This window comes from Streptomyces clavuligerus (assembly GCF_005519465.1).
In the GTDB taxonomy this organism is placed as follows: Bacteria; Actinomycetota; Actinomycetes; order Streptomycetales; family Streptomycetaceae; genus Streptomyces; species Streptomyces clavuligerus.
In genome coordinates this window covers 1,003,225-1,017,347 of the sequence record NZ_CP027859.1, presented here as the reverse complement: position 1 = coordinate 1,017,347, position 14,123 = coordinate 1,003,225, and the positions used below count along the sequence as shown (strand labels likewise).

Genomic DNA, 14,123 nt, shown 5'->3' with positions numbered 1-14,123 from the left:
CGCCCATTCCCACGGGCCGCGGCCCCGGCCGGCCGCGTGACGATCACCACAGCCGTCGGGTGAACCAGTCGCACCGGACACGGACGACCGGGTCGGCGTAGCCGGATCGACAGTGGCTGATCCGGTCGGCGGCAGCCTCCTCGGCGGGGTGGGCGGGCTCGGCCCGAGGGTGGGCGGGCCGCCCTTCGCCCGTCCCCCGCCCGGGGCCGGATGCGCTGGGCCGGACCCGGACGGGGCGATCGCCGGATGCGCCGACGGCCTCGCCCCGGCCCCCCGGTACGTTCATCGGCCCGTGCCGCACGGACGGTTGTCCTACGGTGTCCGGGGCCTTTCGCCGTGTCGGTGCCTGCGCTCCCGCTCAGCGTCCCTGTTCCCGACGGCCACGAACCAGATCCGAGGGAACGCCGGATCGACATCGGCGGCGTCGAGTACCCCTGCGTCGACCAGGTGGTCCGGGCCGGTCTTCCCACCATGCCCGGCTGGAGAACGTCCGCCGCTCCGTCAAGGTCCACGCCGTGACGTGGCGCAGTGGACGGGAACCGGTGTGGCGGGCGCGGGCGGCACCGGCGCCGGGCCTGTTGTCAGGCGGTGCTGCGGCATCCGGTGAGGAGGAGGGCGACCATGCGCCTGGCGTCGGCCTGATCGTAGTCGGGGCCGGTGATGCAGAGGTTTCCGATGGCGCGCATGAGCGTGTAGGCGGTGGCACCGGAGCGGAGTTCGCCGTCGGCGGCGCAGGCGTCCAGCAGCGTCGCGCAGGCCGGGACCAGGGTGTCGAGCATGAGGGTGTGAAGGTTTTCCAGCCCCGGATCTCCGGACCCCAGCGCCGCGCCGAGACCGTGCTTGGTCACGAGGAAGTCGACGAACGCGTCCGCCCACAGGGTCAGCGCCGTGAACGACGAGGCGGACTCCTCAAGGAGCCGGGGCGCGAGAGCGGCGCAGGCGTCGATCTGGTGCCGATAGACGGCGGTGACGAGGTCCGCGCGGGTCGGGAAGTTCCGGTAGACGGTGCCGACCCCAACACCTGCGCGTTCGGCGATGTCACGGACAGGCGCCTGGACGCCCTGCTCGACGAAGACCGCCGCGGCAGCCTCCAGCACGCCACTGCGGGTGCGCTGCGCCTGTGCCTGGCGTACCCCGACCGACTCCCGCACGGATGGCCCCCTTTACTCGCGGAACAGCGTTCCGCTAAATTGGCGGAACGTCGCTCCGCCAAAGTATGGCAGAGCCGATCGGCAGAGAAAGCACAGGTCTCCCATGTCTTCGCGCGCCCTCGGCCACCAGACCGTCTCGGTCAAGCCCATCCCCGTTCCCGCACCTGGCCGCGGCATCGACCTGCGGGTGAGGGTCACCGCCCCTCGGTCGGGCCGGGACCTGCCCGTGATCGTCTTCTCCCACGGCAACGCATGGTCCCTGGACGGGTACGAGCCCCTCGTCGACCGGTGGGCCGCCGCCGGATTCGTCGTGGTGCAGCCCACCCACCTGGACTCCCGCCGCAACGCCATCGGCTGGGACGATCCGCGCTTCGCCACCATCTGGCGCGTTCGGACAGCCGACCTCCACGCGATCCTCGACAACCTCGGCGACATCCTGGCCCAGGCCGACCTGGGGACCCGCGCCGACCGTGAGCGCATCGCCGTGGTCGGCCACTCCTGGGGCGCCCAGACCGCGGGCGCCGTCCTCGGTGCCCGCGTACTCGACGCCGACGGCGTGCCCGGCGAGGACCTCTCCCACTCCGCGGTGTCGGCCGGCGCGCTGATCGCCGCGGCCGGAACCAGCGACTCCCTCACCCCGTTCGCCGCCGGGAAACTCCCCTTCATGAAGCCGGACTTCTCCACCATGACCACTCCGGCCCTGGTCATCGCGGGCGGCAAGGACCAATCGCGGCTCTCCACCCGGGGGCCGGAGTGGTTCACCGACGCCTACTGCCTCAGCCCGGCCCCCAAGAGCCTGCTCACCATCGCCGGGGCCGAGCACACCATGGGCGGCATCGCCGGCGAGAGGGTCGCCGAGACCACCGACGAGAACCCCGCCCGCGTCGCCCTTGTCGCCGACGCGATCTCCGCCTACCTCCGCGCGACCCTCGGCCTCGACGACACCGAGTGGACCGCTCTCGGCAGCACCGCCGAGGACGGCGACGGCGCGTGGAGCATCACCAGCAAGTGAGCCCAGCCCGGCAGCCGGGGGTGCCCCGCACCGGTCAGCGGTACACGTGCCGATCGCTTTGCTGAAGCGCGGTCAATGTCATGCGCCAAGGGAGGAGTGGTCGCCGGATGGACAGCTCCCTCGTTCTGGATTGCGGGCGGGGTGATCGGCCGGCTGCACAGGATGCGTTCCCGGCGGATGAAGGAGCGCACCGCCGGGCACCTGTCGGGAACTGCTTCCAAAACCCCTGCGTACGAGCAGAGCATTTAAGCAGCGACTTCATCGTGTCGCCGCCGCAGAACGGGCGTGACAATCTCACATCGCGAAGGGCGGGGCGCAGGAGGACCGCGCATGAACTCCCTTCGCCGACGGAATTCGTTTTTCCTGACTGGAGGCACCTGTGAGATCCATCCGCAAGGTCAGCGCGTTATTGGCTGTCACGGCGTCCGTGGCAACCCTCGGCCTGGCTTCCTCGCCCGCCCACGCGGCGGTCGACTACGCCGGTTGCCGCTCCGGCTACGTGTGTATCTACCCGGACGCCAGTTGGAACAACAGTCGGCCGGAGCACGACTACTACACCTACGGTGTGCACCAGCTGTACGACGAGTTCGGCGTCCACCGTGTGTTCAACAACCAGACCGGCGGCGCCGTCGTGCGCCTGTGCACCGACCGGGCGGGCAGGAACTGCACCGCCTCGATGGGCGCGTTCCTCTACGAGGACATCAACCTCACCCCGTACAACTCCATCAAGCTCAGCACATCCTGAACGCCGCCCTGTGCCCGGCGTCGCCCCACCGGCGAGGCCGGGCGCAGGACGCGGGGCATCACCGTCCGCGCCCGCAGGGCCGGCATCCGGCGGCAGGCAGCGCGCCACGAACATCAGCGCCCCCGACGGCCGGCTCGCCGTCGCACGGGTTCTCCGTGTACAGCGCGGCCGAGGCGGCACCGGAGCAGATGCCGAAGGGGCTGACCGACGTGCCCGGGAGCGTACGGACCCGTGGGGGGGGGAACGGTCCGTACGCGCTCCCGGGCCGCCGGTCTACAGGATGGTCCAGAACTGGTCGGCTCCGTGCGCCGAGCAGGTGGCCTGGATCGCGTCCACACCGTTCTCCGCGCCACCTCCCCGCAGGGCCAGGCAGCGCCCGCTGTTGATATTGCGGATCTGGGTGTTGACGCCGTCCCCCCAATTCCAGTGCTGGTCACTGCCCGGGGGGTCGCACTTGGCGTGGATCACCACGGCCCCGCCCTCCGTGCTCCCGCCGCGCACCGCGAGGCAGGTACCGGTCCTGTAGTTGACCAGGCGTCCGGCGGTGGTGAACGCCCAGAACTGGTCGGCCGCGGCGCTGTTGCACGTCGCCTGGATCGCGGCGGAACCCAGCTCGGCTCCGCTTCCGCGCAGGGCCAGGCACCGGCCCGTCTTCTCGTTGCCGATCATGTAGAAGGCGGCATTGGTCTCGGCACGCGGGCTTCCCGCGCCCGGCGCGGGGGCGGCGAGGGCGGGGGAAGCCAGTGCGGACATCAGCAGACCGGTGGCGCCGATGGCGGTCGCGAGAATCCTGCCAGGTCGTCGCATCAGAAAACCTCCTCTGGTGGGTCTGTTCGCGTGTGGGTTTCGCGGGGACGGCCGGATACGGCGAGTACGCGGGCCGGCGGGCCCAGGAGGACGCAGGTCTCCGGGTACGAGCGGTGCGGCCGCCCCACACATCACACGTTAGAAGCGCGGCTGGCCGGCGTCTTGACGAGGAGTGCGGGCCTGCTGTGCGTTCCCTGCGGATTCGGGCAGGTCGCGGGGGCCGGGGCCGGGATCAGTCGGTGGGGGTGCGGAATTCACGCGGTGATGCGCCGTACGCGTCGCGGAAGGCCCGGCTGAAGACGGCCGCGCCGCTGAAGCCCCAGCGGGTGGCGATCGTCTGGATCGGGCGGTCGCCACGGGCGAGGTCGGCGCGGCAGTGTTCCAGACGGCGACGGCGGATGGTGGCCGCGACGGTCTCCTCGCGGGTGCGGAAGAGGCTGTAGAGGGTGCTGAGGGAGATGTGGTGATACGCGGCGATGGTACGGGGGGTCAGATCCGGGTCGGCGAGGTGCCGGTCGATGAAGGCGTCGATCCGCGCGAGCAGAAGTTGTTCCCTGCTCTCGGTGGGCAGGGAGTCCCAGGCGTCGAGCTGCTGGGCCAGTACGCCTGAGGCGAGGTCCAGCGCGGTCCGTTCCAGGATTCGTAACTCCTGCGGACCGCACTCGGCGCCGTGCTCGTCGAGGGAGTCCGTGAACCGGCGGAAGATCGCCCCGATGCCCTGACGGGCGGTGAAGCGGCTGCCCAGCGCGGCGTCCAGCCGGTCCACGGGGAGGCCCAGCAGCTCCCGGGGGATGTGCAGAAGGGTCATGATCGGATCGTCGTCGGAGGGGGTTCCCGCGGTGTACGGGTGGGAGGTGTCGAAGAAGATCAGGTCCCCGCTCCCGGCCACGGTGTCGTTGCGGCGCTGGGAGATCCCCTTCGCCCCCCGGCTGATCAGCGCCAGGACATAGTGCTCGGGGTCGCTCTGCCGGATCAGCCGCGGAGTGCGCAGCGCGTGGTGCGCGGAGTGGATGTGCCGGGACAGCTCGATCCGCCCCAGCGGCAGCACACCGGCCCGCGCCCGGAAGCGTGGGCCGTCGGGTATCACGAGGCGATGGGGGGCCACCGTCCGGGACACCACGTCGTGGTACCAGTCCACCCGGTCCTCCACCGCGACCTCGTCGGTCGACAGCCTCACCCACATGACACGGCCTGCGGCCGGAAGGTCCGGGCGACCTGCTGGGAGGCGGCCGTCAGCGCGTCGGCCGCCGCGCCGCCGATGGTTCCTGTCGCTCCGGTCACGGGTACCTTCATACGGCCGATCATGTCAGCGCCGCCGGGTCCGCGCCCGCAATCCCCGGCACCGGAGTACGGTGGTCCCGCGGCGTGCCGCCTTGGGCACTCGACGGGCTGGTGGGTTCAGTCAGCGCAGGTCAGCCCGTTACTCATACCGGTACTTCAGCGAATCCGCCTCCGACTGCTCGATGTCGGTGATCGTCAGCTCCGGCATCCGCAGCTGGGCCAGTGTCACCTCGGCCGAGGTCGGCTGGGCGTCCGTCGGCAGCCACTGCTCCGGCTTCCAGGCCCCGCTGCGCAGGAGCGACTTGGGGCAGTGCGGGTAGACCTCCTCGATCCCCAGTACCAGCGCGCTGGCAGGCGGCTTGCCCACGGCGGTCAGTTGCGCCAGCAGCTCCGGGCGGGTGGAGACACAGGCCCGGCCGTTCACCCTGAGCGTCGTGGTGCGCCCCGGTATGACGAACAGCAGCCCGGCCCGTCCGGTGGCGATGATGTTTTGCAGGGTGTCCAGACGCTTGTTACCGGTTGCGTCCGGTATCGCCACCGTCCGTGCGTCCAGGACGGAGACGAACCCGGCGGGTCCGCCGCGTGGGGAAACGTCGCAGTTGCCCTCGGCGTCCGCGCTGGCGACCAGGACCAGCGAGGAGCATCCGATCAACCGTCTGGTCTGATCGGTGAGTTCGGTCATCTGCTTGCGTATGGCCGTGTCCCCGGGCAGCTCGTAGACCCGGCGCAACGCGTCCTGATCAGCTACGGCGTCGAGGCTGAGCGAGTCGAAAGCACTGCCGGCAAGGGGTGTCGTCATGCTGCCGACCCTAGTCGGCCGACCCGACGACTGGGGTGAGTCTTGTCCCGTCACCGGTTCGCAGAAAGGATCACGACATGTCCAGTGACCGTCTTATGCGCATCCACAGTGCCGAGTTCCACGCCATGGCCGAGAGGGTTCTGCGGGTCACCGAGCTGACCTCCCGCCTGAACGTCCTGCCCTTCGAGGACGAAACGGGCAAGGCGGAACTGTTTGAGCAGATCCTCGGCAAGCCACTGCCGCCGAGAGTCACCATCTATCCGCCCTTCTACACCGACCACGGACTCAACCTCGACCTCGCCGAGCGCGTCTTCATCAACCAGAACTGCACATTCCTGGACTATGCCGGTATCCGGCTCGGCGAGCGTGTGATGATCGGACCGAAGGTCACGTTCATCACCATCGGCCACCCGGTCGATCCCGAGGAGCGGCGGCTGTATCTGACCGGCGCGCCCATCGACGTGGCGGAGAACGTGTGGATCGGCGCCGGTGCCACCATCCTGCCCGGCGTCAGCATCGGCCGTGACGCGGTGGTCGCCGCGGGCGCGGTCGTGGCCGATGACGTTCCACCGGCAAGCCTGGTGACCGGCAGCAAGGCAACCGTGCACCGAACGTGGTGACGGCCCCTTCCTCCTCGTCGAACCAGTATCCGGGCGGGTGCGGCACCGTCCTATGTCTCGTACCTCCGGTCCGCCCCCTCGCCCGTGTCGGCCTGCGGCGGGAGCCGGAGCTGCGACGACTCGTCGGTGTCGACGTTCGCGGCGAAGCCCTGCATCTTGTCCAGGAGCCCTTCCAGCCTTGCGACCGGCTGTGTTTCGAGGAAGGACGAGAGGTCACCGCCACTGATGAACTGGGGGACGGGGGCCTTGGTGATCTCCTTGAGCATTTCGATGACGACGACGTGGTTCAGCCCGAACAGCTTGATGCGGGTTTCGAGTTCCATGGAAATCCTCCGGCGCTCCGCCTCCACACGGACCGCGTCGATCGCGTCCTCGATTTCCGCGTTCGCCCGTTGGGCCTTCAGCAATTCGCCTCGCATCTGTTCGTGGGCCGGTTGTTTCATGACCTCGTTGAGCGAGGGGTCCTCGGCCTGGAATTCGCCCAGGGTGGTGGTCCTGGCCTCCACTCCCCAGTTCTTCAGCGCGGTCTGCACCTGGGTGGCCAGCTCCATACGGGTCTCGGCGTACGCCTCCAGGAATTCCTTGACGGTCGCCGCGGCGGCGATCTCGTTGAAGTAGGAGACGACACTCGCGCCCAGCACCCGCTCCACGAACCGTTGGACGGGAAGCGGGTCCGGGTCCAGTCCGCCGATTCCTGACGTCTGGCCACTGCCGTTCCTGGTGACCAGCAGGGGAGCGGATTCGGGTGGGATCTGCAAGGTCTGCTGCATATTGACGGACAGCCGGTGTCCCTGAACGGTCACCGTGATCCGGTCCAGATGGGCGTCGTAGTTGCTGGACTGCGCCGGAGTCTTGTCGTCCCACTCCAGGGTGAGCAGACGCATGGGGACCAGCACGACCCGCACGAAGTACGGGTTGAGCGCGCAGACCGTGCCCTCCGGCAGGGTTTCCGACTGCACACCGCGCTGACCGCCGTTGCGAAGGAACTCCCAGGGGAGCGTGAATTGCTGGTGACCGTCCACTGTCGGACGTGGCTGATCGGGCTGCTCCGGAATCGCCCCGGCAAGTGCGATCACCACGCCCGTGAAGCCGTTCGGGATCTGGAACTCGTACAGATGCTGGTCCGTCAGCCCGCCCTGGCCCTCGTTGCCGGTGAGGACGGTGGTGACATCGAACAGTGCCGGGTTGATGTCGTAGTACGCCCCTCCTTGGAGGATGGCCAACTGCCGCCCCTGCTCCCCGCCACCGGCGAGGAACGCGGCGCCGTCCTGGAAGTCGTCACACGGCACATGTTTGCCGAAGGTGTGGTCCGCGGGCCGGAGCCCGCCCGCCTTCGATGTCACCAGTCCAATGGTGTCGACGGGCACATGGACCCGCTGCACCTGCTCGACCTCGAACAACGCCGTGTTGATGTAGAACTGGCCGGGGGGCAGGGTGTCGACCTGCACGCCCTGTTCGCCGCCGTTCAGCAGGAACGCGTCACCGTCCTGGAAGTTGTCGCACTCCACGGAACGGCCCAGCGCCCGCCCCTTGGGCCGCGTCTTCCCCTCCCTCGCCGTGACCAGGCCGACGCTGCCCTCCGCCACCTGGGTGCGGGGGGCGAACCGGACCTCGTTCAGGGCGGGGAACACCCAGCGGGAGCGGCCGGGCCGCAGGACACCGGCGAGGACTCCACGCGTTCTGTGCGGCGTGATGTTCCGGAACTCCGAGTGGGTGCGGCCGTATCGTCGGCGGACGATGCCCACCCGGTCGGAGGGAACATTCCGGAATCCGAGCCAGCCGACGACAGCGGCCGCGATCACAAGGACGGCAAAGGTGCCGCTGGCCACGGACAGGGTCGTGTACCCGGCAGCCAGAATCATCACCATCGGCTTGTCCCTCCATTTCGCCGAACCACTCACGCTGCGTTCGTGCTTGCGGTCGCTGAGATATTGCATGAGCACGATGAGGCCGTAGCCATTGATGATCGGGAAGGCCCACCACCATTTGAACAAGAACATGATGGTGAGTGCAGACGCATAGATCATCAGTTTCACGGGACGGCGCCTCCCCTGCGGGCGTGGAGATGTGTTGCCAGCACGGTGGCGCTCCATCGGTCGTACCAGTCGTGGAAAGGCTCGTCCTGCGGGTTGCGCAGGGTTGGGTAGAACCCTCTGCGGGGTCCGTGCCCCGCCCGTTCCGTCAACCGGCGATAACGTCGTGGGACGGGGCTCTCGACGGAGTCGCGCCAGCCGCAGGCCACCGAGAGCGCGAGGAAGTCGGTGTGGCGTGCCCGGCTCACCGGGGCCAGTTCCGCCTGCGCACGCAGACCTTGCCTGCCGCGTGAGTGGTCCGACCACAGCGCGTCGACACCGGCGAGGACTTCGGCGGAGAGCGCGCGTACGTGCCGCGTGCCGAACCATCCCTCGTCGAGCCGGTCCGCGGCCTCCAGGAGGATCGCCGTGGTGTGCAGGTCGGCGTGGGCGAGTTCCCCCTCGGAAAGGTAGGTGTCGAGGCGTTTGAGCGAGACCGCCGCCGGAACCCGTACCGCGGCCACGGACGGTCGTGTGCGCGGTGCCGGGAACGCCAGAGGCGGTTCGTCCGGCAGCACGCCACCGCCCCTCGCCGCCTCCAGGTCGCGCAGCAGATCGAGTTCGGACGGGTTCAGCAGTCGGCCGTCCCGTGCGTCGACGTACCAGGTGTGTGCCAGGTGGTAGTTGCGTCGCCCGTCCAACAGAAGCGGGAAGAAGGGGCGTTGGTGCAGCATCCCCTCCAGAATCATGCGGGTGATGTCGTCGGAGTCCTGGGACTGCGGTGACATCAGGACGATGACGGCGGTCGCGAAGGCCAGTTGTTGCCGGACCATCCAGAACTGAGGGTCCCCCGCCCGTAGGTCGTCGGCCGACCATACGGAAAGCCCGGCCGTCCGCAACTGGTCGACCAGGGCCAGCGCATAGCCCGCGTCGGCCGATACGTAGCAGACGACGAGGGAGGGCCGGGCCGGCTCGGTCACCGGGCGGGGTGGCGTCGGCAGCACCGCCGCGAGGTTCTCCGGCGCCGGGCCGGTGGCACCGGCCGGACCGGACCGGCGGACCGGACCGGCCGGACCGACCTGCGCGGCCTCGTCCAGGAGGACGGAGGCCAGCTCCGCGATCTTGTCGTCGTACGCCGTCCCGTCGACACCGCGGAAGTCCCGCCAGACCCGGTTGGCAGCGAACGGCGGAAGTACGGCCTCGCCGATCAGCACGGGAATGAACCTCAGGTTCCGCTCCGCCGCGGCGGTGGCGAGGGCCGCGTACTCCTCCAGGGCACGGGGCGAGCGGGCCGAGGCCGGGCTGATGACCACGAGGGCGCTCGCGGCGGCGCTGATGGCGGCGTCCGTCCGATGGACGATCACGTCGCCGGGGAGGACGTCCCACGCGTCGAAGAAGACTCTGAGCCCATGGCGGGAGAGTTCGTGTGCCAGTCCTCGCGCCCACTCCTCGTCCTCGTGGGCGTAGGAGACGAAGACTTCGGTCACGAGGCGGTACCCCCGGCGCGCGGGCGTACCGCTCGTACCAGGGCGGTCAGCCCCTCGTCGTACCCGGCGGTGCCGGGGGCGCGGAGATCGACCGGCCTGCGGATGCGCGCGAACGGTGGCAGCTCCACGTCCTCCACCAGGACGGGGACGAACCGCCGCCCACCGGAGTGGACGCGCTGGAGCAACGCGGCGTACTCGTCCCGGATCGCCGCGTCGGCCATGGTCGCGCCGCTGAAGACCAGAAGGCCATTGGCCGAGGCCAGCAGGGCTTCTTCCTTCTCCAGGCTCTCCACCAGGCCGGGGCCGATCCAGCGGGCCAGGAACACCCTCAACTGTTCGGCCCGCAGTCTGGAGGCCAGCGTCTCCGCGACCTCCGCGTCCGCCTCGGTGTAGGAGATGAACACGTCATAGCTCTCCCCGGGCTCCAGGGAAGGCCGCGGCGGCGCGGGACGTCGTCTGCGGCTGAGCCGGGCCCGGACCTCGAAACCGGTCGTGAGGACGGCAGCGGCGGTACCGAGGGCTGCGATTGCCAGCTCCCACCCGTCAAGTCCCATGGGCACATGGTAGCCAGGCGGCTTCTTCGAAGTCCGTCGAACGACACCTTCGTCCGGCGCGTCCGCCCACGGACCGGCGCCACCCGCCCCCGACCCCAGCCCCCCCCTCACGCGGGCGGCGACCCCGGCAGGGTGAGGGCGGTGTGGGCCGGGCGCGCGGCTGCCGGGGGCAGGGTGGTGAGGCCGCGAAGTCGGTCGTTGCGTTGTTCCAGGGCTTCGGCGGTGGTGGGAAAGAGCGCGGCGGCGCCCGCGCCGACCTCGGCCTGGTTCAGTTCGACAAATGAGCGGATGGCGCGTTCATAGGTGGCGAAGGCCCTGGCGTGGTCGCGGTGCTCGGCCAGGGAACGGGCGAGCATGAAAGCGCCGACCAGGGCGAGGCTGGTGCCCTGGCCGGTCAGGAACGACGGGGCGTGGGCGGCGTCGCCGACGAGCGCGACGCGGCCCCGGGACCAGCGGGGCATATGGATCTGGCTCACGGTGTCGAAGAAAGGGTCGTCCGCGCGGCGCAGGGCGGCGACCATGGCGGGGATGTTCCAGCCGTCGTGGGCGAAGGTGGTGGCCACGAGGTCACGGGGGTCGCGGAGGCGCTCCGGCGGGTCGGGGTGGGCGAAGGTGAGGAAGGCGTACAACTGGTCGCTGTCCTCGACTGCGTAGAGCGCGGCGGCCCGTCCCGGGGTGTTCCAGATGAGTCCCTCGTGGGAGAACCCCCAGGTGTTGGGCAGGGTGAAGACGGTGAAGCAGTGGCCGAGATAGCGGTGGAACCGCCGCTCGGGGCCGAAGACGAGCCTCCGGGTGTGCGAGTGCAGCCCGTCCGCGCCCACGACCAGGTCGAAGCGGCGTTGGGCGCCGCTGCGGAAGACGACGTCGACACCGTGCCCGTCCTCGGTGAGGGTGTCGATGGAGTCGCCGTACCTGAACTCCACGTCGTCGCGGACGGTCCCGTACAGGATCTCCATGAGACGCCCGCGCGGCAGTTCGACGTCGTGTCCCTCGACGCCACCGGCCACGGCCTGTGGATGGACGGCCGCGACCTCGCGGCCGTCGGCGTGGAGGAAGGTCAGCCGACGGGTCTCGATATGGGCCTCCCGGAGGGCCGGCAGGATTCCCGTCCGGCGGGCCACCTCCACGGCGGTGCCCCGTACGTCGACCGGATATCCGCCGTCCCGCACGGTGCTGGCCTTCTCCACCACCGTCACCGCGAATCCATACCGGTTCAGCCAGAACGCGACGGCGGGCCCGGCGATACCCGCGCCGGAAATCAGGACCGTACCCATGGGTGCTGTTCTCCTGTCCATCCTCAATCCTTCATCCAGGTGGTGCGTGCGAGCAGGGCGGCCAGCACGGCGGCGAGGGTGAAGGCGCCGGACGCGATGGCGATACAGCTGAGGACCCCGGTGGCGGAGTTGACCGTCTCGCCGTCGATGACGACGGCGGTCGAGGCGAGGACGGCGGCGCCCACGAAGTTCAGGGCGACGGAACCGATCGAGACCATCACCATGACCAGGCTGGAGACGATGCCCTGGCGTTCGGGGGGTGCGAGGCCGCCCGCCATGTTGAACCCGGAGGTGCCGAGCGCTCCCACGGTGACCCCCAGCAGGAAGGCGCAGCAGAGCGCGGCGGGAAGGCGGGAGACCCCGAGGAACATCCCGAGGGTGACCACCGTGCCGAGGGTCACCGCCCCGGCCAGGGTCGGGGCCGGTCCGACGCGGGCGGCGAGCCAGCCGGCGGCCGGGCCGCCGAGGGTGACGCCGAGTCCGGGCGCGGCGAGGAGCAGGGCCGTCGATCCCCGGTCGGCGAGGCCGTAGCCGAGCCCCTGGTCCGAGGAGACATCGCCGATGAGGGGGATGAGCTGGAGCATGCTCTGGTACGAGCCGGCGGCGAGGAAGACGACGAGGAGCAGGAGCGCCAGGGGGCCGTGGAGGTCCTTGACGTCGATCAGGGGGTCGGGTTTTCGGCTCGACACCAGGAACCACCGGGCCGAGGCCGTGACGCCGACGGCGAGGAGGGCCAGCGGGCCGACGGCGAGCCAGCCGAAGTCGGAGCCGAGGCTGACATAGCCGAGGACCCCGCCGAGTCCCGCGCCGAGGAGGAGGGCGCCGCCGAAGTCGATCCTGCCCGGTGCTCCGGCCGGGGACTCGGGAACGACCTTGTGCACGCACCCGGCCATCGCGACCGCGACGGCGGCCGAGACGAGGAACAGCACCTGGAAGCCGAACTCCGAGGCCAGTTCCTCGATCAGGAAGCGGGACGCGATGTTGAGCACCGCGGAGCCGGAGGTCACGACGCCGACGGCGATCATCGCGGTACGGGGCGCGCAGGCCCCGCGCACGATGGCGACGGAGAGGAAGATCGCGGCGAGGGAGGCGCCCTGGAGCATGCGCCCCGGCACGAACAGCCAGAGCCCGGGGGCCACGGCGCAGACCAGGGCGCCCGCGCAGCTCAGCAGCAGGGTGAGTACGAGCACCTTGCGCCTGCCGTGGATGTCGGCGCTCCTGCCGAGCAGGGGCGCCCACATGACGCCCGCCAGCATGGCGGTGGCGTTGAGCCATGCCGCCTGGTCGGTGCCGAAGTGGTCGAGCATCTCCGGGAGGACGACGAGGGGCGCGGTGATGGCCGAGTCGACCACGAAGTTCACCAGGACCAGGACGGTCACCAGGCCGATGAGCCGCCCGTTCGCTCTGGCGTCCGTGCTTCCGGTCCCGCTCTGCCGTGTTGAGGACTGCATGACGACGACGCCCCCTCGATCTATAAGATACGTGCAGGTTTCTTATCTCGACAGTAGAGTGCCCCGACAAGAAACGTCAAAGGCTCCAAGGAGAGTTGTGGGACGACGGCGCGGCGAAGCGCTTGAGGCGGCGATCCTCGACGCGGCCTGGGACGAGCTGAACGAGCGGGGCTACACGAACCTCACCACCGACTCCGTCGCCCGGCGCGCGGGCACCAGCAAACCGGTGCTCTACCGGCGCTGGGCGGACAAGCGGAAGCTGGTGGAGGCGGCCGTCGTCCGCCGCAACGTCACCCAGTTGACCGTCCCGGCCGACACCGGGTCCCTGCGCGGCGACCTGATCGCCACGCTCACCGGGGCCAGCGAGCGGCAGGGCCCGGTCCTCGCCCAGCTCAGCCTGCTGCTCGCCGGATACTTCGCCGAGACCGAGACCAGCTTCACCGAACTGCGCGAAATGATCATCGCCGGACGCCGCTCCGGACGCGATGAGATCATGGAGCGCGCCATCGCGCGCGGCGAGATCGACCCGTCCAGGCTCACACCGCGGATCGCCGCGCTCCCCTTCGACCTGCTGCGGGGCGAGACGATGATGACGCTGCGTCCGGTCGCCCCCGAGGTGATCGAGGAGATCGTCGACACGATCTTCCTCCCGCTGGTCCGCCCCGCCGACGGGGACCGGTCATCTGACTGAGGGGCAGCGGATCAGCCTTCCACGCGGTTGGCGCGAGGTGGGCGAGGGCCCACAGGAACGGTGATGAGGGTCGGCGGCGGGCGGGTGCCGCCCAGCGTGGTCGTGCATCCCTCGCCGTCCTCACGGCAGATGTACCGGGCGACGCACTCTCCCCTGCCGGCGACCGGGGCGAGGCCGCCGCTGCCCGGGAGCCGGGCCCGCCGCCCGGGCAGCCCCGCACGGCGGGACCCTGCGGACAG

Annotated in this window: 13 protein-coding genes; 4 read left to right on the top strand and 9 right to left on the bottom strand. The window is 70.1% G+C overall.

Annotation, left to right across the window (positions count from 1 at the left end):
* Positions 1-581: 581 nt before the first annotated feature.
* On the bottom strand, positions 582-1,151 hold the full coding sequence (locus CRV15_RS32695; protein WP_003952887.1) for a TetR/AcrR family transcriptional regulator: 570 nt from the start codon (positions 1,149-1,151) through the stop codon (positions 582-584).
* A 103-nt stretch (positions 1,152-1,254) separates the two neighbouring features.
* On the opposite strand from CRV15_RS32695, the gene CRV15_RS32690 reads away from it, so the two are divergent.
* Together CRV15_RS32690 and CRV15_RS32685 are read left to right on the top strand one after the other, a co-directional pair.
* A complete protein-coding gene (locus CRV15_RS32690; protein ID WP_003952886.1) occupies positions 1,255-2,163 on the top strand; it encodes an alpha/beta hydrolase family protein in 909 nt (302 codons plus the stop codon).
* A 379-nt stretch (positions 2,164-2,542) separates the two neighbouring features.
* A complete protein-coding gene (locus tag CRV15_RS32685) occupies positions 2,543-2,908 on the top strand; it encodes a hypothetical protein (RefSeq protein WP_003952884.1) in 366 nt (121 codons plus the stop codon).
* Positions 2,909-3,181: 273 nt separating this feature from the next.
* Here the strand turns inward: CRV15_RS32685 and CRV15_RS32680 are convergent, their stop codons facing one another.
* From CRV15_RS32680 to CRV15_RS32670, 3 genes are all read right to left on the bottom strand, one after another.
* Positions 3,182-3,715 (bottom strand): RICIN domain-containing protein, encoded by a 534-nt coding sequence (locus CRV15_RS32680; RefSeq protein ID WP_009999384.1) that lies wholly within the window; start codon positions 3,713-3,715, stop codon positions 3,182-3,184.
* Between the two features lie 232 nt (positions 3,716-3,947).
* The gene (locus CRV15_RS32675) at positions 3,948-4,898 is read right to left on the bottom strand and encodes an AraC family transcriptional regulator (protein ID WP_003952882.1); all 951 of its coding nucleotides are present in this window, start codon (positions 4,896-4,898) and stop codon (positions 3,948-3,950) included.
* Positions 4,899-5,135: 237 nt separating this feature from the next.
* The gene (locus CRV15_RS32670; protein ID WP_029183264.1) at positions 5,136-5,795 is read right to left on the bottom strand and encodes an MSMEG_1061 family FMN-dependent PPOX-type flavoprotein; all 660 of its coding nucleotides are present in this window, start codon (positions 5,793-5,795) and stop codon (positions 5,136-5,138) included.
* Between the two features lie 77 nt (positions 5,796-5,872).
* Here CRV15_RS32670 and CRV15_RS32665 point away from each other — a divergent pair, with 77 nt between their 5' ends.
* The gene (locus CRV15_RS32665) at positions 5,873-6,415 is read left to right on the top strand and encodes a DapH/DapD/GlmU-related protein (protein WP_003963378.1); all 543 of its coding nucleotides are present in this window, start codon (positions 5,873-5,875) and stop codon (positions 6,413-6,415) included.
* A gap of 50 nt (positions 6,416-6,465) precedes the next feature.
* Here the strand turns inward: CRV15_RS32665 and CRV15_RS32660 are convergent, their stop codons facing one another.
* The 5 genes from CRV15_RS32660 to CRV15_RS32640 form a co-directional block, all read right to left on the bottom strand.
* Positions 6,466-8,415 carry an SPFH domain-containing protein gene (locus CRV15_RS32660; protein ID WP_230864302.1) on the bottom strand — a complete coding sequence of 650 codons (1,950 nt, stop codon included), beginning with the start codon at positions 8,413-8,415 and terminating at the stop codon, positions 6,466-6,468.
* Between the two features lie 32 nt (positions 8,416-8,447).
* Positions 8,448-9,914, bottom strand: a complete 1,467-nt coding sequence (locus CRV15_RS32655) for a TIR domain-containing protein (protein ID WP_003952878.1) — start codon at positions 9,912-9,914, stop codon at positions 8,448-8,450.
* Entirely contained in the window at positions 9,911-10,468 is a 558-nt protein-coding gene (locus tag CRV15_RS32650) for a toll/interleukin-1 receptor domain-containing protein (protein WP_003952877.1), read from the bottom strand. The genes CRV15_RS32655 and CRV15_RS32650 overlap by 4 nt, the downstream gene beginning before the upstream one ends.
* Positions 10,469-10,575: 107 nt before the next feature.
* Positions 10,576-11,763: an FAD-dependent monooxygenase gene (locus CRV15_RS32645; protein ID WP_003963376.1), complete on the bottom strand. Its 1,188-nt coding sequence runs from the start codon at positions 11,761-11,763 to the stop codon at positions 10,576-10,578.
* A gap of 2 nt (positions 11,764-11,765) precedes the next feature.
* Positions 11,766-13,193, bottom strand: coding sequence for an MFS transporter (locus tag CRV15_RS32640; protein ID WP_003952875.1), 1,428 nt, complete (start codon positions 13,191-13,193; stop codon positions 11,766-11,768).
* A 97-nt stretch (positions 13,194-13,290) separates the two neighbouring features.
* On the opposite strand from CRV15_RS32640, the gene CRV15_RS32635 reads away from it, so the two are divergent.
* Positions 13,291-13,884: a TetR/AcrR family transcriptional regulator gene (locus CRV15_RS32635; protein WP_003952874.1), complete on the top strand. Its 594-nt coding sequence runs from the start codon at positions 13,291-13,293 to the stop codon at positions 13,882-13,884.
* Positions 13,885-14,123 lie beyond the last annotated feature (239 nt).

Coding starts and splice junctions, on each gene's coding strand:
- CRV15_RS32670 (WP_029183264.1), bottom strand. CDS start 5,795: ATGACGACACCCCTTGCCGGCAGTGCTTTCGACTCGCTCAGCCTCGAC.
- CRV15_RS32640 (WP_003952875.1), bottom strand. CDS start 13,193: ATGCAGTCCTCAACACGGCAGAGCGGGACCGGAAGCACGGACGCCAGA.
- CRV15_RS32645 (WP_003963376.1), bottom strand. CDS start 11,763: ATGGACAGGAGAACAGCACCCATGGGTACGGTCCTGATTTCCGGCGCG.
- CRV15_RS32650 (WP_003952877.1), bottom strand. CDS start 10,468: ATGGGACTTGACGGGTGGGAGCTGGCAATCGCAGCCCTCGGTACCGCC.
- CRV15_RS32675 (WP_003952882.1), bottom strand. CDS start 4,898: ATGTGGGTGAGGCTGTCGACCGACGAGGTCGCGGTGGAGGACCGGGTG.
- CRV15_RS32665 (WP_003963378.1), top strand. CDS start 5,873: ATGTCCAGTGACCGTCTTATGCGCATCCACAGTGCCGAGTTCCACGCC.
- CRV15_RS32660 (WP_230864302.1), bottom strand. CDS start 8,415: ATGTTCTTGTTCAAATGGTGGTGGGCCTTCCCGATCATCAATGGCTAC.
- CRV15_RS32690 (WP_003952886.1), top strand. CDS start 1,255: ATGTCTTCGCGCGCCCTCGGCCACCAGACCGTCTCGGTCAAGCCCATC.
- CRV15_RS32680 (WP_009999384.1), bottom strand. CDS start 3,715: ATGCGACGACCTGGCAGGATTCTCGCGACCGCCATCGGCGCCACCGGT.